The following is a 20,343-nucleotide window of genomic DNA, read 5'->3' as shown; positions in this document are numbered from 1 at the left end:
AGTACTAAACCAATACAAACTAAGTATTAGGGCATAAACCTTCATCATCCTGAATTATTGAAACCTTATTTCTACCTGTCCTCTTAGCTTTGTATAGTGAGGTATCGGCCTTTTCTATGAGTTTATTTATTTCATCTATAGTATCAGGATAATTAGCTACACCAATAGAAACTGTAATATTAATAATGTTGTTATTTAATAACTTAAATGGATACTTTTCTATGATACTCCTTATACGTTCAGCAACTTCGATAGCCTTACTTAGAGGGCAATCACGGAGAATTATAGAAAATTCTTCACCACCGTTTCGAGAAACTGTATCTTTGTAGCTACACAGTTTTGGCAGTAGATCGGCTAGTTCTATTAAAATAGCATCACCTGCTATATGACCATAAGTATCATTTATTTTTTTAAAGAAATCAATATCTATAAACAATAGAGATACTACATGACTTGTTTGTTTACTATTATTCATTAAGAAGTTAATTTCCTCGTCAAAACCACGTACATTATTTAAACCGGTTAAAAAGTCTTGTTTTGCCTCAGACCTAAATTTCCTGTATAAGGAATTTAATTTTATATGAAACTCAGTAAGATAATACATAAAATAAGTTACTATTATAGTTCCAATAGAGAAATAAAGCAGAACCTTTACTAACACGTTATTATTCGTTAATACTAGATAAAATGCGATAGAGCTAATAAATATAGCATAGATTACACATATTGCATACTTTTTCCGCATACTGAAAGACTGTCTACATATAAAACTGAATCCAATTGCCATAAAACTAATATTAATTAATGCTGCTATGGAGGAATCTGTTAGACCGAAGTATAGAACTCTAAAGCTTCCTATTATCATACAAGTTATTATAGCCGATACAGGCCCACCATAAATAGCTGACCATATAGCAGCGACATTTCGGAAATCAACAATAATATTAGGTAAAACTTGAATACTAAAGATCATCAATATAATTCCTAATACTCCTGAACATATTCCAAAAATAATTCGGCTACTAATTGGAGATGAATGAACCAGTTCCTTTTCTCTAAACATATGGGCAGTTATGCTTATTGCTGATATAATAATTGTAAAGTTAACAAATAATTGTCTAAACATGATTAACCTCAATTGGTATATTTTTACATAATATTATAACATTGATAATTTTAACAGTAAACTACTTTATATCCATTCAAAAAGCAAATGTTGTTTTAATTCCACCGAGTAAAGCAGAATGTTTTATTATTTTGGCTGCAAGAAAGTAGCTTTAAGCCACTTTCTTGCTTAAAAATTTGTTTGTTAACCGGATTGTTGATAAAAAATTCAGGGAGGCTGATTTATTCGCCTCCTTTGCTTTGTCAATATATTATTGACTTATTTTGATATTTCTTTGCCAAATATCGCGACATATTGTTGAAAGGGAATAAATTTAAAACCATTCCATTGTAATATTGTCTCAACATAACCTAAAGCATCCGCATTATATCTGCCTGCAATACGTTGCACAGCATATAATTCATAAGTTCCATTCCTTTCAATATCAATAGGCCACAGGCTGCTTAGAGGATTTACCCATCCTTCTATAGGTTTTTTAAGCTTACCGTTTTCATAATATATTTCTGATAAATAATCCTGACCTTTATATTTTATATCTATTGTATATATTGTATTTAAGGTTATGCTTATTATGTCGACCTTATAATAGTCTCTGTAAATTACTTTGTACTTGTATGTTCTGTTAAAATCATTATAATTAAATAGTATTTTCGGTTTATTATTTAAAAACGAATATACGTAGTGATATTGTACACCTCCACTACCCCCTGAATCCATACTTACTAAAATGTCAAGAGTATCATCTCCGGTAAAATCACCTAAAAAAAGTGTTGGGTTATAGCCCGCATTGGTTTCAAGAGGTATTTTATAAACATTGTCGTTTTTGCCGTCAATTATAACTAACGTGATGTCTTGAACAAAGGGACTATCAGGTGTCTTGTTGCCAGTTAAATAAATTATATCAGGAATTTTATCACCGTTTACGTCTCCTTGTTTGTAATCAAATGTTATCATCATTTTTTATCACTCCATATTAGAGATACGAATTTATAACACTATATTATTTATAACTGGAAATAGTGAATACTTCAAACCTATAAATTATCAAATTATGGATTTATATTACCATATGAATAAAATGATTTTGAAGATATGTTGCAAAGCGGTAAACCGATTCTGTTTTTACATGGCTGGCCAGTAAATCTCAAAATATTTGAATATCAATTTAATCATCTTCCCCAAATGGGATATCGATGCATCGAAATGGATTTTGGTTGATTTGGTAATCCAGGTAAGTATTGGTGGGGTTATAATTGCGTTTTTTTGCTCTAAAATAAACTTTTTGTTAAAACCCTAAAATTTAATTGCTGAATATAACTTGTTTTATGCTATAATAAAAAAAATGTATGGCGATGGAGCTCGCCTAATGCTGTTAAGCTGATGGCTCCTACCAGGACAAATGTTCAGGTAGGAGTCTTATTGTTTTTTTATAAAAATGATAACCAGGGCGATTTTTCATGGAATTTAAGGTGAATAGTATAATAATAACAAAGTGATTTTTGGAGTTTGCTTTTAGAGTATGATAGACATATTTGGCGCTGGTTGCTGATTCTGTGCCTGCTCAGAATAGCGCCACCGTAATGTCACCATAACGGGGTTGCGTGCGATGCCGGTAGGGGGCGGCGTGTTATCTTCGTCTTTTATAGCAGGTTTTTTGTGGAAGTACATGGGGCCTCAGTACACTTTTTATTTCGGGGCAATTACCGGTTTTTTAGTTGTTTTAGAAAGGCTGTAGTTTTGAATGAAATCAAATAATAATAAGGGGGAGAATTATGAGTTATAAAATATTAGTTGCTTTTGACGGCTCTGATGGTTCCGTGAACGCGGCGAATTTTGGTTTTAATATGGCTTATTATTTACCGGACGTTATTATAGAGGTAATAACAGTTTTTACCTTTACTGAGGAAGAGGCATTTTTTTTAGGTGTTAATCCAGAAATGTTTTATAAATCTGAAAAAGAAAAAGCGGAAAAAATTAACTCTATATTTTTAAAAAAAACTGATACTAACAATATCCCTTTTAGTTTAAGTGTCTTAGATGGCAATCCTGCTAAAGAAATAGTTAAATATGCTATTGAAGAAGGGTTTAATCATATTATCATGGGATCAAGGGGCTGGGGAAAAATAAGAAAGCTTCTGATGGGGAGTGTTTGCAAGAAGGTTCTGGAAAATTCACATTGCTCAGTAACAGTAGTAAAATAAATTTAATGGGAGAGCAAAAATGAAAAGTATATTAAGTGTAGGTGTCGGTGGTACCATAGGTGCACTCGCAAGATATTATTTTACTGTTCCTTTAAATTCAAACAGCTGGTTTCCCTTCGGGACATTTGCAGTTAATATGATAGGAAGCTTTATACTTGTCTTTTTTTTAACTGTGATATTGGAATATATACAAAGCACGTCTTATCTTGTACTGGCTGTATCAACAGGTTTTGTCGGAGCTTTTACAACATTTTCTTCTCTGAGTGTCGAGGCAGTAAAAATAGCTCAGTATTCTCCGGTTAATAGTTTACTATATATTTGTTCCAGTTTTGTATTTGGTTTTATTTTAGCTTTTATAGGCAGATTAACTGGAAAGGTATTAATAGCCAATCTAAAGAGAGAAACGGAGAGCACAGAAGGGGCTGATGTATGTGAATGATGCTCTGTTGGTTGGAATTGGCGGCTTTTTGGGCGCTAACAGCAGATATTTATTAAGTAAAATAATAAATAAATATTGGAAAAAAAGTTATCCTATAGCTACATTTTTAATTAATATATTGGGGAGTTTTTTGTTAGGACTTGTAGTCATGCACCCAGTAGCCAGCAAGATTTTACAAGCTGACTTGAAATACGGGATAGGTATAGGTTTTATGGGTGCTTTTACAACGTTTTCAACTTTTGAGTTTGAAGTCCTGCAGCTGGTAGAAAATAAAAAGATCTTTATTGCCTCTCTATACATCGTCTTAAGTTTTCTTATAGGTTTTATTCTTGCCTGGTTTGCATCGCAAAATATATAACAGATCTATTAACCATTTGTTTTTTATATTATTATGGCAGGAAGATTGCGGATGAACGAATTTGGGACTTTGAATCAAAAACTATTGGTTGGAATCAATGCAATTATAAAACTGGCACAGCTCAGGGAAAAGAATAAACTAATCGCCTATTGAAATAATGTCTATGTATTTAGCGGTTAGTCATTTTTTATAGAATTTTTATTGATAATATTACTTGCCTTGTTTCCTACCTTTCTGAAATAATATTTTTGAAAGAGAAATGTATTTAATAAGCCAATAAAAATTAATAAGAGGCCAAAAATAACGCTTAAAAACTCATTAGAGAATATATGTATCAGTCCTTTTTGGGGTTATTACGTTATGTTTTACTGGAACTTAAAAAATATGTGTTTTTAAATAATAATTCTTCAATTATTCATATAATAAACACCTATAAAACACATTTAAATTTTATAATTAACTTATTCAATTCCTTAACCTATATTTTATGCTCTAGGAAATTATGCTTATAATAAAGATGTGGATAAGTTATTGTATAATAAAGTGCAAATTTATATTGCACAAGCAATGTCAGCACTACATAATCAACCATAAAATGTCAGCCGCCAAGTCAATCTTGAACAACAGTTAAAATTAATACAAATAACTGCAAGAAAATCACCCGAAATTATAAACGGGTGATTTTCTTTGTATAGTTGTTTTTTTATTCCGCCATGGTAAAGACTTAATCGAAAACTGCCGCTATTTTAGCCAGATGGTTAGCAGATTTTATTCTTCGTATTAGATATTTAATTTGGGTTTACTGGCGATGCCCGGCATAACAGGATGAATTTTAATAGTATTTTTAATATTCTCGGGGATAAAATACTATCAAAATTTGATCAAGGGGGATATTAAATGGCTGCAGAATTGGGAGCACATGAATCTGTTCAATTGCATGAAGTTTTAACATGTTTAGTTGATGGGATTAATAAGTTTCAGCTTTATAGACCACATGTGCAGGATCCTCAATTGCGTTCTATCTTGGATAAACAGATTGGCTTTATGAATCAGGAATATAACAACATGGTTCAAACAGTAATTCACCACAGTAAAGGTGAAGCTATTCCATATCGCAGGGTAAAAAATATAACTCCTTCATATGGACTAAAGAATCCGTCACCCCTAACTCCAAATACTTCAGCAGATGAAATGGATGACAGAGATGTTAGCAGCGGAATGCTGGGGGCTCATAAAGCATCCGCAGTGCTTAAAATGACTGCTTCTTTAGAATTTGCAGACCCTACAATCAGACGCATGTTACAGCAAGGTGCCATTAACTGCAGTGAACAGGCTTTTGAGATCTGGTATTATATGAATCAGAGAGGTTATTACCAGGTACCGACAATGAAGCAAATGACTACCCAAACAATGATTAATAGTTTCAATACGGGCCATGTTCCACAATATAGTTGAATTTGCATATAATATACTAAATCCAACTTTTACGGCACTGTGGAAAAAAATGATTTAATGACAAAAGGCGGCTGATCTACCCTAACATATTGGGTTTACAGTCGCTTTTTCCGTTTAGTCGTGGTTTTGCAAGGAGATTCTTTCAACAAGCTCCTTAAGAATAGTAATCTGAAAGCTTTTTAAAAAATAATTTTAAATGATTACAAACTAAGCAGGATTTTAACTAATTAATAGCGAACTTATTTTTAACACCCTAAGTAAATCAGGAAATTATGCTTATGATGGATTTGTGGATAAGTTAAGTTAGTATTGTATAATTTCCAACGAAATTCCCATGCTGCGGTGCAGCACTGTGGAGAATGAAAATGGTACTTCTGAGTTTATTTTCAGATAGCGCGAGTGCCTGTGGCTACTCGAAAGTCGCTTAAGGCGACTTTCTTGCTTTACTAAATTAATAAGCAATACTAATAAAACAAAAAAACTATTTAACCGGAGGGGGGATAGTCATGAGTATAAAGGGAACTCAGACTGAGAAAAATTTGTTAATGGCTTTTGCAGGTGAGTCGCAGGCCAGGAACCGCTACACATATTTTGCTGCTAAGGCCAAAAAGGAAGGTTATGAGCAAATTTCAGCTATATTTCTGGAAACAGCCGAACACGAAAAAGAACACGCCAAACGATTTTTTAAGTTTTTGGAGGGTGGAGATTTAGAGATTACTGCTGCTTTTCCTGCCGGTATTATTTCTGATACAGCTGCTAATTTAAGGAGTGCAGCTTCAGGTGAGAATCACGAATACTCGCATTTATATCCGGAATTTGCAAAAGTTGCTGAAGAAGAAGGCTTTCCGATTATTGCCGCGGTTTTTAGGGCAGTTATGGTGGCCGAGACATATCACGAGAAAAGATTTTTGAGCTTGCTGGCAAATATTGAGCAGGATAAAGTGTTTAAACGTGAACAAGCGGTAATATGGAAATGCCGGAATTGCGGCAATTTGCATGAAGGTACTGAAGCACCGGATTCTTGTCCTGCTTGTGCCCATCCCAAAAGCTTTTTTGAAATAAAAGCTGACAATTACTAATAATTAATCAGACAGATAGTAAGATTTAATTTCTGATCCGGGTTATTATATTTTAATACTATCTAATAGTTCTAATATTATAATGAGTATTAATGGAGGAGGTTTATAATTGAGTAAAATCTGCCTTGTTGCTTTTAACGGCGAGCCTATGTGTTTTGTGCATGTTTTATTAAATGCGTTCGATTTTAAGCAAAAAGGTTATGCTGTTACAATAGTAGTTGAGGGTTCTGCCTGTAAGTTGGTTAAGGATCTGGCTGAAGAAACAAATCCTTTTCATGCTATGTGGGAGCAAGCTAAAAATGATAGTTTAATTTCTGCTGTGTGCCGGGCTTGCTGCATAAAGATGAACAGTATCGAATCAGCACAGAGTCAGGGATTGCCTCTTGAGGCTGATATGAAAGGTCATGTTGCTCTTGAGAAATATATTAAAGCTGGATTTACTTTAATAACATTTTAAGGATTAAGAACGATATACGTGTTAATAATAAAAAAACCGGAGGTATTTCTTGTGACTAAATTATTGCAAATTTATAAGTGTAATGTATGTGGAAATATTGTTGAGGTTGTAAACACCGGCAGAGGGCAATTAGTTTGCTGCCAGCAGAATATGGAGTTGAAAACCGAGAACACACAGGATGCGGCTAAAGAAAAACACGTTCCGGTTGTTGAAATTTTAGGCAACAAGGTAACCGTTAAAGTCGGCAGTGTAACCCATCCTATGGAAGTAAAGCATTACATTGAGTGGATTGAAGTAATTGCCGATGGTAAAGCATATATGCAATTTCTAAATCCCGGTGATGTTCCAGAGGCAGAATTTGAAGTTACAGGTGAAAATATTACAGCCAGAGCATATTGTAATTTGCACGGTCTTTGGAAAGCTTAAAGTGATCTAGGGGGTGATGTATGTGGATACACGAGCGCTTTTTAAACTCAGTTACGGTTTGTACATTGTTACATCAAAAATTGCGGATCGGTATAATGGGCAGATTGCAAATACTGTTTTTCAAATCTCCGGTACACCGAATACGATAGCTGTCAGTATTAATAAGAACAACCTTACAAATGAATTTATACGTGAGAGTAAATTATTTGTAGTTTCAGTACTTTCTCAGGAGAGTCCACTGTCCTTGATTGGCCATTTTGGCTTTAAATCAGGACGTGATATTGATAAGTTAGCCGGTGTAAAGTATGAAATAACTGAAAACGGCATACCATATATTACACAAACTACTTTATCTTATATGGAAGCCAGAGTATTTCAAGAAGTGGATGCCGGAACTCATACTATTTTTATCGGGGAGTTAATTGGTGCCGAGATATTTGGAGAAGGTATTCCTATGACTTATGATTATTATCATAAGTTAAAGTCGGGGATTATTTCTTCAACTTCTGCCGGTGTGGCTGAACCGGTAATAGAAGAGGTAAACAAAACCGATAAATATGAATGTAATGTATGTGGCTATATTTACGACCCCATTGAAGGTGATCCGGACGCTGGGATTGCTGCCGGTACTGCATTTGACGATCTTCCCGCAGATTGGGTATGTCCTGTTTGCGGAGCCGGTAAGGATAAATTCAGTAAAGTATAAATTTGAAGGTGAAATTAAGTGTATAATGACATAATAATGGATCATTTTCAAAACCCTCGTAATATAGGTGAAATAGTTGATGCTGATGGTATTGGTATTGAGGGTGACCCTGCTTGCGGTGACCATTTAAGGTTATACATTAAGGTTAAAGACAACCGTTTGGCAGACATAAAAGTAAAGGTCTTTGGTTGTGCGGCAGCGATAGCCTGCAGCAGCATGCTGACAGAATTAGCTATGGGCAAGCATTTAGATGATGCTATGATGATGCATAGTGATGATGTGCTGGAAGCTCTGGGAGGACTCCCGGAGGATAAGGGACACTGTTCTAATTTAGGAGTAGGTGCGTTAAAAGAAGCAATCTGGGATTATGTGTTCAAAAGGCAAATGCGTTAATCGCATTTAATGCTTTTTCTGTAGTAATAAATAAATGAAATATTAGCGACCCGCTCTAATCCGCGGGTCGTTTTTATGTAATTAAATAAAAACTAAGTTTAAAATGGTTACAAATTAAAAAATAGTATTATTTCATCTTAATATTGTTTGCAGCTGGTCAAGTGAATCCAATTGCTTCCGCATGAATGTAAAGAAATTAGTATTGACATAATAAATAGAATAGAAGCCTAATACTGTAATGAAATAAATTGGGTTGAATAAAATTAATTGAGAGAAAATTTATGATTGATATGGGGTTAAGCCATGCTTGAAAAAGGAATTATTAGTACCAACCAGTTTATCTGGATGCTTTTTATAATTATTACCTCGGTTGCTTTCCTGCAGGCACCCACACTGGTGGTTACTTATACAGAACGTGATGCCTGGTTATCAGTAACAGGTGGTTGGTTATTGGATGTTTTTCTGGCAACAGTTTATGCTTATATGGGAATTCGATTTGCCGGTCAGAACCTTGTTCAATACAGTATTACTATTCTTGGCAAATATATGGGAAGATTAGTCGGGAGTATATTTGTTTTATTTTTTTTAATGGTTGGTATACTTTTGCAAAGTGCTATGACTCAGGTAATTATAAGCATACTTTTACCAAGATCTCCGTTTGTATTTATAATGACAATCATGTTCATTATATCTTCTTACGCTGCACGGAATGGAATTGAAATTATTGCCAGGGTTTCTGAGCTTCTTGGTCCTTTTTATATTTTTTCAATAGTACTTATAGGATTAATCGCAATTCCCAATATAAATATTGAGAGGCTTAAACCACAGTTGGAGCATGGTCTTCAACCTATAATGTCAGGCTCGCTTTTTATGTTATGTTTTTATGGAATTTGTATTATTATGACCATGTTCATTCCACTCTGCAACAAACCTGAAAATGGTTTTATTGCTAAGGTTCAGGCTATTAGTCTGGGAGCTATTTTTGTTGGTATTGTTGTTATCGTCTCAATTGGTGCTTTTGGTTTAGATTTTGCACAAAGAGCTTATGCACCGATTTATCAAATAACAAGAATGCTAAATATAAGAATAGAGATTATTTTTTTACTTATAGCTATTGGTTCAGGAATTATTGCTTCCGCTATGATGATTTGGTCCTTCAGTCTAGGCATATCCAATATTATGGGGTTAAGTACTTATAAACCACTTATATACCCGGCATCTATTATTTCTTTAGGCTTAGGTCTGAATTTTCAAAATAATGTAGAACTCTTACATTATATACAAAATACTTTTCCGTCTGTGGCTATAATTGTAGAACTAGTTTTGGTGCCTATTTTACTTATTGTAGCCATAGCGCTTAAAAAGCATGGATAATGGTGCTTTGTCTCCGGTTAATGGAAAGCGGTTCTACTAAAATATTCGCCGGAGATCGCCCGAAATCATGCCTGCTGGAGGCCGTGTAAGACCTATTCTCTTTGTAGCGTAGGCGGTAGCTGATGAATTAGGAAACGCTCGTTGAAGTTCCCATGGAAGTCCACGCTTCTTAGTGGAACATAAGCGGGGGTAGCTCACCTAACCTGAAGAGTTACTTTTGTAAAAGTGCCTCTTCATCAAATTTATGAATATAATTGAACTTATTAGCCAGGCTAAAAGGGAAATAACCAAAGCGGCAGCCCAGATGTGCAGATAGGTCATAATTATAATTGCTACTAAAACGCAAACTGTACAGCCAAGCATTCCGGCTGTTGCGCCCAGAGCTACTTCAGCGGCATAATGAGATCCTCCGGATATGCCTGCCATAATTACAGCTGCTACCATTACAGCCGGGAAGGCTGCAAAAATACCTGCAAAGGATTTCCAAGGGAGTAGTTGCAGAACAATGTAGCAAGCGGCTACTGCGCTGCCGCCTAAGAAAAAGCGTAGAACTAAATCCTTTATATAGGGACTCATAAAGAACTCCTTTATTAAATACTAAATAACGATAATTAATTGCAGACATTATAATAATAGTTGCCAGGTGAAATAAAATATTGAAGCAGCTAATAACCATATTAATAGAGCCAGTGTTAATCCTTTTTGCCAACCCTTTGATACTATTAATTTGTTTGCGGATATGGCGCAAATAATATTGGCCAGCATGCCGACCAGAGCACCCTGGGAAATATGTCTCGACATAACCAGCAGATCATTGTTTTTATATTGCAGGCTAAGAGTTAGTGAGGCTGCTATATATACGGCGGGAAAAGCGGCAAAAATACCACCCAGACGGCCACCGAAAGTTCTGGCTATAATTGTAGAAGCTACCACGGCACTCCCACCAAAAAAAAATCTGATAATAACCGGAGTTAAAGAAATGTCAGGCATGTTCTAATATGCACCCTCTTTTCCTAAAATTATATTACAGCTTTCTGTACCGCGCTAGATAGAAAAGTATTTATGTTAGCATATATCTTTATGCAATATTCATATAATCATGCCGCATGTTACTATAATATCATTCAAGAATTCAATATAATGTAGCATTTTTAATTTTATCTATTAATTATAACAATTATTGCAATAAGCTGTAAAATAAAATCCGTGTATCTAATTGGCCTGTTGACAAAGGGGTGCAGAGAATTTTCTCTGCACCCCTTTATCAACAGTATCTGGCAACAACCGCAGGTTTTTTATCTTAGCTTTTGTGATTTCCAAACTACTGTCGGAACTCGTAAAGAAGCATTTTCTCTTTCTTCAGAGTCTTCACGAACCAGGGTATTGATACGGTGATCTTTAAGCAAAATACTCCAGGCTTTGGCTACCGTTTCAATAAAATTGGGTTCCATGGTTAACTGTTCCTCAATTAGAGGACAGCGGTACGGTAAATCTAAAGTATCATAGATAAGTATCCAACTGCCGTTTTTGAAAATATGGGGAGTAAGAGGATAGAAACGGCAGGCCAGGGGACGCAGCTCTCTCGGACAGGCTCTGGAGCACTTTACAAAGTTAACAGGAAACGGCCAGGACGCAGGGAAGTCATATTCCTTGGGGTCATGTCTTTCCCATGCCAACCAGTCTTCCTTACCGGTGAACATGACTTCCTCCCCCGGAAAAAGATACATGCCTAAAGAATCTGTTTCATTTTGCTGACAGCAAATACTGTTGCACAATTTACCGCAGTCACTCTTAAGTGGAGTCGCTTTTTCTGTCAATCGATATAAATATTTATATTCTTCGGGAGTTAAAATCGGCTTCAATTTGATCTACCTCGATGCAGCTATATTGTTGCTTAATTGTATCATATATTTGTTTAGATGACTATCGCTGACATAGTATGGCTAATATACATGTTTTTTTCTAAAAAATTAAAATTTTAAGAAGGAAATATGTAATTTTATATCGAATATAAAAAATATCAAATTAACCATTATATTGGAAGTGATATGATTTGACGGATAAATACGTTTATACAGTTGCAACTGAAGACGGAGTCATTAAAAAAGGTATACTTAATGCGAACGGAATTAACGGTGCGGCTGTAATGCTGCGCAAAAATAATTATTGGATTATTGAACTGCGCCAATTAGAACATCATAGTGCCGGTTATTCACTATTGAGCAAGAGGCCTAAACCTAAAGATCTGGCAGCTTTTTCAAGAAATTTTGCATCATTGATTAATTCAGGTATTCCAATATTAAAAGCATTAATATTGTCGATGCAAACAAATAAAAAAAGTTTCAATGTAGTATTGGATCAGTTGGTTCTGGATTTGAAGGCAGGTTCGAGTCTTTCCGGGGCTATGTCCAATTATCCCCGCTTTTTTCCTAAAATTTTTATTGGAATGATTGCCGCGGGTGAATCGGGCGGTGTCTTAGGGCAAGTTTTAGATAGATTAGCGATACATTTCGAAAATGTTTCTTCCTTGTCAGATAAGGTTAAAGCAGCATTGTCATACCCTGTTTTGGTGGTTGCCACTGCCATATTATGCCTGGTATTGATGATGACCATGGTTTTGCCGGTTTTTGAAGGCATGCTGCAAGACGTTAATGCGTCATTGCCATTTATTACTGTAGTTGTGGTTAAGGTTAACAAGTTTATTATGGTTTACAAATATTTGGGGCTAGGAATATTCCTGTTAATTTGTATTGCTGTATTGTTATGGATAAGAACGTCAAAAGGCCGGGAGATTTCTGATCATCTTCTTGTCCGTATGCCTTTATTCGGTACACTGCTTCGCAAGATAATGCTTGCGCGGTTTTGCCGGACCCTCAGCACCTTGCTTTACAGCGGCATACCGGTTTTGGCATCTCTGCATATAGTTAAAGAAACTATTGGCAATGAAATTATAATCAAAGCTGTCAGCCGGACCTGCGATTGTATCGAAAAAGGTGAAAGTATAGCGGTGCCCCTAAAAGAAAGTGGCTTTTTCCCTCCCTTATTAATCCATATGATTACGGTAGGCGAAGAAACAGGCGCTTTGGGTGAATTGCTGGAAAAAGCAGCAGCTATTTTAGACCGTGAGATAGAAACTACAGTAACAAACATGTCTTCCATGCTTGAGCCTCTGTTGGTACTGATTATAGGAGGCATAGTTGGCTTTATATTTATATCCGTATTGTTGCCTGTATACCAAACACTGGGAGCTTATGAGTAGTTACGCATGCATTAGCAGCAATCTTCTGACAGATGTGTTTTTAGACTGCTAAGGCTGCTTAATATGAAAAATTTAAGGGGGAATTGCGGTGCTGTTAAAAAGCAAAAAAGAAGGATTTTCTCTGGTTGAATTAGCAGTTGTCCTGGCCATTATCAGTATTCTGATCGCCCTGATAGTACCTAAAATCACCAAACAAGCCGATCGCACCAAAGAAAAGAGAGCCAAAGCTGAGATTGCATTAATGAAGTCTGTTATTGACTCCTATTTTGTAGAACACGGGACTTATCCAAAGGATTCTGATACAACAGCTGACACTGACTCCATACAGGGACTGTTGATTAAAAACGGTATAGACTGGGGGAGCTTGGATGATCCCTGGGGTAACGGCTACATATATGACGCAGATGAAACATACAAAAAGTATGTAGTTTATTCTACTGGTTCGTCTAATGAAGAAAAAGATAATATCGTGGCTACTAACGAGCAGGATACAAAAATAGACCAGGCTGAACCTGAAGCCATGGGCGGTGAAGAAGCAGTAATTTCCAAAAAAGCAATTGATGATGAGTAAAAGCTTGCGCAGCATAAGGGGTTTTACCTTGCTTGAATTAACCTTGGTCATTCTTATCTTAGGGGTACTTTTATCATTGCTTGTGCCGCAGCTAAAAGTACCCTACGGGCATTATAATTTAGAGTCGGCGGCTTACCGCATGGCAGGTGATATTAGATATTTTGCTCAACAAACGATTAACGCGCAAAGTGATACGGATACTTATAAAGTAAATTTTGATACGTCTAATGACAGATATTTATTTCAAAAAAACACTGATGTAATAAAGAGTGTTACATTGCCGGTCAGCACGGATTTAGAATACGTTAATTTTAATAAAAACACCCTTTCCTTTAAAATAAATGGGGCTCCAAGTCCTTTGGGAGGCACTGTGACACTGAGAGACCGTTGTAGCGGTGATTTTCTTTATGTTATTGTTGCCGGTATAACCGGCAGGGTTAGGGTGGATGTGGAAAAACCTGCTTCCGGTGTCGAGTAGCCATTTATTATTAAGAAGTAAAAGGTGTTTTTATGAGTAAAAGAAACGAGCAGGGTTATTCAATTTTGGATACTATGATGGCGGGTTTAATCTTGGTTGTTGTTCTAATACCGCTGGTTAACCTGCAGCCCAAAATCGTTAATTTAACCGCAAGTGCTGAGAAATATAATACCGCCATATTTTTAGCACAGGGAAAAATAGAAGAAATGAAAGCAATGCCCTATGACCGGTTATCAGGCGAGTTGCCACGGGGTGAGAACAGGTTCCCCTTCAATGGTTATGAAAACTACATTTATACGCTGAAAATTGATGATGAGCAGTACGGTTTAAAAACGATCACTGTTACAGTTTTCTATCAGGAAGCGGGAGCAGAAAGGAATATCAGTCTAATAGCGGAAAGGCACAGATAATGAATAATGCACTGAAAGCAATGAAAGCTCGAAGCGGAATTTATAAAAGCCGGGGCTTTACTTTAATAGAAATCATGCTGGCAGTAGCGATGGCAGGTATTATTTTTACCTCGATTTTTAACATATATATCAGAGGAGTCTTGTTTTGGCATCAAAGGCAGGACAGAAATGAAGTATCAGAAAGTATGAGAATCGCCATGGATCGATTATCCCGTGAACTTCGCCAGGCCAGCAAGGTGCATGCTATCACTGATAATAATATCCAGTTCTATGACAGCGGCAATTATTTAATTACATATTTTATTTATAATCAAAACCAGTTGAATAGGAAAATTAGCCCCAATGCTCACAGTTCCCCCATCGTAAATAATATAATAAAACTTGGCGCTGTTTATGATGAGAACAAGCACCTGCTCAATGTAGTAATTACCGGTAAAGGTAAAAACACCGGTGAGTTAAGTATGTCAACTTCCATATATATTAGAGCCTTATCGGACGGTTAAGGTTTTATAGGATGTTTTCAATGAAAGATAAATTTATAGAACAAAGCGGGCAGGTTTTATTGATGTCAGTATTTGCAGTAGTAATGCTGACAACCTTATTGCTGGCAGCAATCTCCCTAGCCGGCACAGGTAAAGACGCGGCATATTTACAGTTAAAGGCAATACAGGCAGCTTATATTGCAGATGCCGGTCTTGAAAAAATGTTGGCCCGCCTAAAATACGATAAAAGGTGGAATAATCCCCAGAGTATAGCAGCCTCTTATGCCGGCGGTTCTATCAGCGGTTTAAGTATCAGCACAGATACTGCTGCAGGTTGTTTAATATTGACCGCGAAAGGGTCCTTGGGCAGTACACAGAAAACCCTGACTGCTAAATTAAATTTTAAGCCTGCTGAGATTATTGAGACCTATAATAATTACATAATCGCTTATTGCGACGAGGATAAAAATCTGACAGAAAACATTGCTCTCTCCCCGCCCCTGATAAATGATGAGGATAAGAGTGTTTTTAAAACACTAGCTGAAAGTTATGGCAGCGGGCATTGCCTAACCGGTGATATCATATTTGACAGCTCTAAGCTGCAGAATATGAGAGGTTTATATTTTATAGAAGGAAATGTTAGTATCGGGGGCAGCTATAGAGGTGTGGCCACAATTATTGCTACAGGTGATATTTATATCAATACAAGCCTAATCACCGCCAGTTTAACCGGCAATTCTTTAGCTTTATTAAGTTATAGCAACATAAATCTGGAATTGTCAGACTCTGAAACAGTAGTTAACGCTGTTTTATGGTCTGAAGATTCGATCAAAGTATCTAATGATTCCAGAGTCATTGGTGCAGTTTTAACCGGAGATATATTATTAAACGGGAACAAGCTGAATTATCAATTTTCCGGTGAGTTAGTTAACCAGCTGCCTCCCGGATTGCCTGTATATGTAGATATAATTTATTGGAAAGAGTTATACCCGGTATTTTAGTAACGACGGAAAAATTGAGTGACTTCTTGTGAGAGTGATGAAAAAACTATGAAAAAAAATATTGCAACATCAAGAATTGTCGGTATTGACTGGGGTGCGGAAAAAGTTAGGTCCGCAGTTTTAAATTACAAGGGTAAAATATCGGTTCAGGGCTTATACAGTATTAACTTAGCCGAGCGGGATATAAAAAAATTTGGCAGTCAGGATGACAGTTGGACGGTGGCTGCTTTGGCCCAGATGGCTGATCGACTGGATATCACGGATGAGTTAGTTGTTTTAGGTTTAGAGGTTCCTCAGATATCCTGTCGCCATATAAAAATTCCTATTCTGCCGGAACGTGAATTAAACGGAGCAATTAAATGGGAAGTTGACAAGTACTATCAGGAAAAGGCAGAATATATTACTTACACCTATTTAGTACTTGGTCAAATACAGGAAAAGAAAAACAAGTTCTATAATGTACTTCTAATTGTTATCAATAACGAAATAGTTGATAAGTATCGTTCAATTTTTCAAGCCGCTGGGCTGAACCTGGCAAAAATTGATTTGCCGTCTTTAGCCTTATGGAATTTGTATAAAGAAGATAACGGCAAAAATATCGCTCTTGTTTTTATGTCCTCGAATGTTTTGCATATCTTGATCATGCAATATAATCAAATCTACTTTTCACGCAGTTTGCCGGTATTTGATTCTCATAACATTGTCGAACAGTTGGAGTTAACATTTCAATATCTTGAGCATTTTTTACCTGTACCGCCGGTACAGGCTGTTATTATCAGCGGTACCGGCAATTATTCTGATTTAGCGGTTTTGATTAAAGAAAAAATAAACATCGAGGTCAAGTCAGCGGAAGCCGTGTTATGTGAAGGAGAAATAGTCAATCACGGTTATGAATTAGCTATTGGTTTAGCTTTGAGAAGTGTTCCGCCAAATCCGGCAATAAAAAGATTATTTTGTTTGCTCAGCAAAAGGTTTCAAAAACACACTTTCTGTGAGGAGAGAAAAAAGTATGTATGAGGTTAACTTGCTAAGAACAAACAAACGGCTCAAGAACTTTTTACCTGTACCCGAAGCTGCTCTCAGAGCGGCAGTTATAGGACTAATTTTCTTTATATCAGGGGTGGCTTATGCCGGTTTTTTATTTAGTTATCATAACTTGCAAAAAAAATCTGTTCAGTCATCATTGTTAATTGAAGATAAATCCGCCTTATTACAGAATATGCATCAATTGCGTCAATCCGGTCCGGAAAGTGAAGCAGCCGGTTATACCATAGATGACTTGGTGCAGAATCGTATAACCTGGTCAAAGTTGATGCTGGATTTAAATATATTGGGTTCGTTGGGGTTGCGGTACGGTGAAATGAAATTATATACTGTGGCGGATAAAACGGAGTCACCGGGCAGGATAACACCGGTAATTGATATTAGTGGTGAGGCTGAGTCTACAATGACTGTGGCCAACTTATATAAAGAATTATGCCGCTTGAATTACCTATCTCAGGTAAAGTTGAAATCAGTTGATCGAATTGGTGGCAGTCAATATGTTAAATTTTTATTTACAGCTAAACTAACAAGGAAAAATTGATATGTTGTATAATCTAATTAATGTATGCCAAAATAAGCTAATAGAACTGTCAGGCAGGGAAAGGCTGCTGGTCGGCTTTTTTATTGTATTAATCATAGTGGTTTTTATATTAAATGTATTATTTCCGCAAATTGAGGAATACAGGTTGATAAAAAAGCAACTCCTGGTTAATGAGAATAAAGTTATTGTCATGAATAAACAGCTTAATTCCATGAATGCAACCGAACAAGCCGTGAAAAAAAATAAGCAGAAAATGGAGGAATATAATAAGTATTTTTTGCAGGAGATAAATGACGGTACGGTATTGCAAACAACAGGCAACCTAGCTATGACATCGGGGTTAGAACTCCTTTCCTTTCACCCGCAAGAAATAGTTAATAAGCAGTTATATAGCGAGATGCCTGTAACTCTGGTTGTTGCCGGGGATTTAGCCGGAATCATATCTTTTGTCGATTTGTTGGAGCACCAGCAGTTCTTAACTGAAATAAAAAAAATAAATATTGCAGTTCTGACAAGCGATAATCCTAAAGCCAGGGCTAAAGCGGAAATATCCATGCTCATTTATCTTAATTAAGCTTCAGAAAAGCTTAATGAGCACAGAACCCAGCCATTATTTGTATAATAATAACCGGCGGGAAAATACTATTGTTTAAGTATCTTTTTGATCAGAGAATTTTTTATGGAGGGATTGCTCTTGTTTGATAAAAAACTGCTGCAGAAAGTGCTGGCAGCTTCTATGTCAAAAGGCGGCGATTTTGCGGACATATTTATTGAGAATAAAAAAGCTATAGGTATACGCTGTGAAGCCGGGAAAATAGAACGTATTCATTCCGGTATGGAGTTGGGTGCCGGAATTCGTGTGCTTTCCGGTGAGAACACTGCTTTTGCCTATACCAATGATGTAAGTGAAAACGGTTTATTAGCCGCAGCAAAAACTGTCAGCAGTGCGGTTCAGGGAAAACAAAGAGATATAAATATTGATTTGCGCACTATAAAGCCGGTAGTGGCATTTGATTTTCCTGAACCGCCAGGTGAAGTGTCCACTGCCAGGAAGGTATCTCTGGTGGAAGATGCCGATAAATCAGCCCGCTCTATAGGTGATGAAGCTGTCAAGCAAGTAATTGTAGGCTATGGGGATGCTACTATTAAAGTCAATATGGCTAACAGCAACGGGGAGTATATTGAAGATGAGCGAATGCGCACCAGACTCTTGGTGCAAGTTGTGGCATCTGACAATGATGTAATTCAAACCGGTTATGACGCTGTTGGTGGTCTGAGTGGGTTTGAATTATTTAAAATCTATGATCCTCATGAATTGGCTGTAAGCGTGGCCAGACGGGCAGTTTCTATGCTTTCTGCCAAACCGGCTCCGGCCGGTAAAATGCCTGTGGTTATGTCCGGGGAAGCAGGGGGAACGATGGTGCATGAGGCCTGTGGTCATGGTCTGGAAGCAGACTTGATTCAAAAAGAGCTGTCAGTATATGCAGGCAAAAAAGGTCAAAAAGTGGCATCGGATCTGGTTTCCGTGATAGATGACGCGACTATGAGCAAAAAGTATGGTTCTTATGCCGTAGATGATGAGGGAATCCTGGCAGAGCCGGTAACCCTGATTAAAAACGGTGTATTAGAGGATTATTTGTATGACAGGCTGTCCGCTAAGAAAGACAATCGAAAGTCTAATGGTCATGGCAGGCGCGAATCTTACCAGCACAAGCCTATCCCTAGAATGGGCAATACTTATATTGCTCAAGGCAAGACCGATCCAGAAAAAATTATTCGTGAGACCAAGTCGGGTTTACTGATTAAAAAAATGGGCGGGGGACAGGTGAATACTACTACAGGTGATTTTGTTTTCGATGTGGCGGAAGGATACTTGATTCAAAACGGTGATGTTGGACCTATGGTACGAGGGGCCACTTTAACCGGAAACGGGCCTCAAGTACTGCAGATTATCGATATGGTAGGCAGTGACTTGGGTTTCAGTATTGGAACCTGTGGCAAAGATGGGCAAGGTGTACCGGTCAGTGACGCTCAGCCGACCATACATATTCCGGAGATAGTTGTTGGCGGTACTTCGCACGATGCTGACGGCAGTGAACAAATTAAGCAAATACGCAGGCTATAATAAAGAATAAGACAGCTTTCGATTTTTAAGAAGAAGGAGCTGTCTTTTTTCTGCGCAGCAGGAAAGTTACCCTAAATTTGCTTGATTATAAAACAGCCGGCCAGCTATTTTTTCAGCTGACCGGCTCCAATCTTATCTGCCGGAAACTAACTTTGTCATTAAAGTGGCCAGGGTTTGTTTTTCCTGTTCATTAGCTACCTGCCACAATTCTTTAAGTGTCTGCTGCTCCGGGTTGGCGGTAGGTACACTGGAAGCTAGAATATCTCCCGCCTGCTGGGCCAAAGCAGATATTCTCTCCTTGGGGACACCCAGTTCGTTGGCATACTCAACAGCCTGTCCTAAAAATTTTTTCCAATTGTCCCAATTGGCAATCTGAGTAGTAATTTGACCAAATTGCAGCATGCAATCACGTCCTTTC

At 36.9% G+C, this 20,343-nt stretch carries 26 protein-coding genes and 1 riboswitch; of the genes, 20 read left to right on the top strand and 6 right to left on the bottom strand.

All coding sequences use genetic code 11. The annotated features are described in order from the left end of the window. Positions 1–19: 19 nt before the first annotated feature. Entirely contained in the window at positions 20–1,126 is a 1,107-nt protein-coding gene (locus tag DTOX_RS13260) for a diguanylate cyclase (protein WP_015758197.1), read from the bottom strand. A 258-nt stretch (positions 1,127–1,384) separates the two neighbouring features. Continuing rightward, the gene (locus tag DTOX_RS13255; protein WP_015758196.1) at positions 1,385–2,083 is read right to left on the bottom strand and encodes an FG-GAP repeat domain-containing protein; all 699 of its coding nucleotides are present in this window, start codon (positions 2,081–2,083) and stop codon (positions 1,385–1,387) included. A gap of 382 nt (positions 2,084–2,465) precedes the next feature. Next, a riboswitch (Fluoride riboswitch) is annotated at positions 2,466–2,523 on the top strand. A gap of 375 nt (positions 2,524–2,898) precedes the next feature. Between DTOX_RS13255 and DTOX_RS13250 the strand changes: the two genes are divergently transcribed. The 10 genes from DTOX_RS13250 to DTOX_RS13205 all read left to right on the top strand — a co-directional run bounded on the left by DTOX_RS13250 (position 2,899) and on the right by DTOX_RS13205 (position 10,014). Continuing rightward, positions 2,899–3,327 (top strand): universal stress protein, encoded by a 429-nt coding sequence (locus DTOX_RS13250; RefSeq protein ID WP_015758195.1) that lies wholly within the window; start codon positions 2,899–2,901, stop codon positions 3,325–3,327. A gap of 19 nt (positions 3,328–3,346) precedes the next feature. Then, positions 3,347–3,766 (top strand): fluoride efflux transporter FluC, encoded by a 420-nt coding sequence (locus tag DTOX_RS13245; RefSeq protein WP_015758194.1) that lies wholly within the window; start codon positions 3,347–3,349, stop codon positions 3,764–3,766. After that, entirely contained in the window at positions 3,753–4,124 is a 372-nt protein-coding gene (crcB, locus tag DTOX_RS13240; RefSeq protein ID WP_015758193.1) for a fluoride efflux transporter CrcB, read from the top strand. Before DTOX_RS13245 ends, crcB begins: the two co-directional genes overlap by 14 nt. Before the next feature lie 897 nt (positions 4,125–5,021). After that, positions 5,022–5,579 carry a spore coat protein gene (locus tag DTOX_RS13235; protein WP_015758190.1) on the top strand — a complete coding sequence of 186 codons (558 nt, stop codon included), beginning with the start codon at positions 5,022–5,024 and terminating at the stop codon, positions 5,577–5,579. 506 nt (positions 5,580–6,085) lie between these two features. After that, complete coding sequence (gene rbr / locus DTOX_RS13230) at positions 6,086–6,658, top strand: rubrerythrin (protein WP_015758189.1); 573 nt, start codon at positions 6,086–6,088, stop codon at positions 6,656–6,658. A gap of 109 nt (positions 6,659–6,767) precedes the next feature. After that, positions 6,768–7,115 (top strand): hypothetical protein, encoded by a 348-nt coding sequence (locus DTOX_RS13225; RefSeq protein WP_015758188.1) that lies wholly within the window; start codon positions 6,768–6,770, stop codon positions 7,113–7,115. Between the two features lie 51 nt (positions 7,116–7,166). Next, positions 7,167–7,541, top strand: coding sequence for a desulfoferrodoxin (locus DTOX_RS13220; RefSeq protein ID WP_015758187.1), 375 nt, complete (start codon positions 7,167–7,169; stop codon positions 7,539–7,541). 16 nt (positions 7,542–7,557) lie between these two features. Then, entirely contained in the window at positions 7,558–8,247 is a 690-nt protein-coding gene (gene rd / locus DTOX_RS24865) for a rubredoxin (protein WP_042315834.1), read from the top strand. Between the two features lie 18 nt (positions 8,248–8,265). After that, positions 8,266–8,640, top strand: a complete 375-nt coding sequence (locus tag DTOX_RS13210; RefSeq protein ID WP_015758185.1) for an iron-sulfur cluster assembly scaffold protein — start codon at positions 8,266–8,268, stop codon at positions 8,638–8,640. Between the two features lie 303 nt (positions 8,641–8,943). Then, positions 8,944–10,014 carry a GerAB/ArcD/ProY family transporter gene (locus DTOX_RS13205; protein WP_015758184.1) on the top strand — a complete coding sequence of 357 codons (1,071 nt, stop codon included), beginning with the start codon at positions 8,944–8,946 and terminating at the stop codon, positions 10,012–10,014. 198 nt (positions 10,015–10,212) lie between these two features. Here DTOX_RS13205 and DTOX_RS13200 read toward each other — a convergent pair whose 3' ends face one another. The 3 genes from DTOX_RS13200 to DTOX_RS13190 form a co-directional block, all read right to left on the bottom strand. Continuing rightward, positions 10,213–10,590: a DUF3147 family protein gene (locus DTOX_RS13200; RefSeq protein WP_015758183.1), complete on the bottom strand. Its 378-nt coding sequence runs from the start codon at positions 10,588–10,590 to the stop codon at positions 10,213–10,215. A gap of 48 nt (positions 10,591–10,638) precedes the next feature. Beyond that, the gene (locus tag DTOX_RS13195; protein ID WP_015758182.1) at positions 10,639–11,004 is read right to left on the bottom strand and encodes a DUF3147 family protein; all 366 of its coding nucleotides are present in this window, start codon (positions 11,002–11,004) and stop codon (positions 10,639–10,641) included. Between the two features lie 305 nt (positions 11,005–11,309). After that, on the bottom strand, positions 11,310–11,876 hold the full coding sequence (locus DTOX_RS13190; RefSeq protein ID WP_015758181.1) for a hypothetical protein: 567 nt from the start codon (positions 11,874–11,876) through the stop codon (positions 11,310–11,312). Between the two features lie 191 nt (positions 11,877–12,067). Here DTOX_RS13190 and DTOX_RS13185 point away from each other — a divergent pair, with 191 nt between their 5' ends. From DTOX_RS13185 to DTOX_RS13140, 10 genes are all read left to right on the top strand, one after another. After that, complete coding sequence (locus DTOX_RS13185) at positions 12,068–13,273, top strand: type II secretion system F family protein (RefSeq protein ID WP_015758180.1); 1,206 nt, start codon at positions 12,068–12,070, stop codon at positions 13,271–13,273. An 88-nt stretch (positions 13,274–13,361) separates the two neighbouring features. Beyond that, complete coding sequence (locus tag DTOX_RS13180) at positions 13,362–13,844, top strand: type II secretion system protein GspG (protein WP_015758179.1); 483 nt, start codon at positions 13,362–13,364, stop codon at positions 13,842–13,844. Further along, complete coding sequence (locus DTOX_RS13175; RefSeq protein WP_042315831.1) at positions 13,834–14,322, top strand: prepilin-type N-terminal cleavage/methylation domain-containing protein; 489 nt, start codon at positions 13,834–13,836, stop codon at positions 14,320–14,322. Before DTOX_RS13180 ends, DTOX_RS13175 begins: the two co-directional genes overlap by 11 nt. A gap of 32 nt (positions 14,323–14,354) precedes the next feature. Continuing rightward, on the top strand, positions 14,355–14,732 hold the full coding sequence (locus tag DTOX_RS13170) for a type IV pilus modification PilV family protein (protein WP_015758177.1): 378 nt from the start codon (positions 14,355–14,357) through the stop codon (positions 14,730–14,732). Continuing rightward, positions 14,732–15,235: a PilW family protein gene (locus DTOX_RS13165; RefSeq protein ID WP_015758176.1), complete on the top strand. Its 504-nt coding sequence runs from the start codon at positions 14,732–14,734 to the stop codon at positions 15,233–15,235. Before DTOX_RS13170 ends, DTOX_RS13165 begins: the two co-directional genes overlap by 1 nt. Positions 15,236–15,255: 20 nt before the next feature. Then, on the top strand, positions 15,256–16,215 hold the full coding sequence (locus tag DTOX_RS13160) for a hypothetical protein (RefSeq protein WP_015758175.1): 960 nt from the start codon (positions 15,256–15,258) through the stop codon (positions 16,213–16,215). A 48-nt stretch (positions 16,216–16,263) separates the two neighbouring features. Then, positions 16,264–17,232: a pilus assembly protein PilM gene (gene pilM / locus DTOX_RS13155; protein ID WP_042315828.1), complete on the top strand. Its 969-nt coding sequence runs from the start codon at positions 16,264–16,266 to the stop codon at positions 17,230–17,232. Further along, complete coding sequence (locus tag DTOX_RS13150; protein ID WP_015758173.1) at positions 17,225–17,800, top strand: hypothetical protein; 576 nt, start codon at positions 17,225–17,227, stop codon at positions 17,798–17,800. The genes pilM and DTOX_RS13150 overlap by 8 nt, the downstream gene beginning before the upstream one ends. Position 17,801: 1 nt before the next feature. Further along, the gene (pilO, locus tag DTOX_RS13145; RefSeq protein ID WP_015758172.1) at positions 17,802–18,374 is read left to right on the top strand and encodes a type 4a pilus biogenesis protein PilO; all 573 of its coding nucleotides are present in this window, start codon (positions 17,802–17,804) and stop codon (positions 18,372–18,374) included. A 120-nt stretch (positions 18,375–18,494) separates the two neighbouring features. Continuing rightward, on the top strand, positions 18,495–19,925 hold the full coding sequence (locus tag DTOX_RS13140) for a TldD/PmbA family protein (RefSeq protein ID WP_015758171.1): 1,431 nt from the start codon (positions 18,495–18,497) through the stop codon (positions 19,923–19,925). 132 nt (positions 19,926–20,057) lie between these two features. Here the strand turns inward: DTOX_RS13140 and DTOX_RS13135 are convergent, their stop codons facing one another. After that, a complete protein-coding gene (locus DTOX_RS13135) occupies positions 20,058–20,327 on the bottom strand; it encodes a DUF3243 domain-containing protein (protein ID WP_015758170.1) in 270 nt (89 codons plus the stop codon). Positions 20,328–20,343: the final 16 nt, after the last annotated feature.

This window comes from Desulfofarcimen acetoxidans DSM 771, from assembly GCF_000024205.1.
GTDB classification, from domain to species: domain Bacteria; phylum Bacillota; class Desulfotomaculia; order Desulfotomaculales; family Desulfofarciminaceae; genus Desulfofarcimen; species Desulfofarcimen acetoxidans.
Note: the sequence above shows the minus strand (reverse complement) of the source record. Positions and strands in the feature narration are given on the sequence as shown.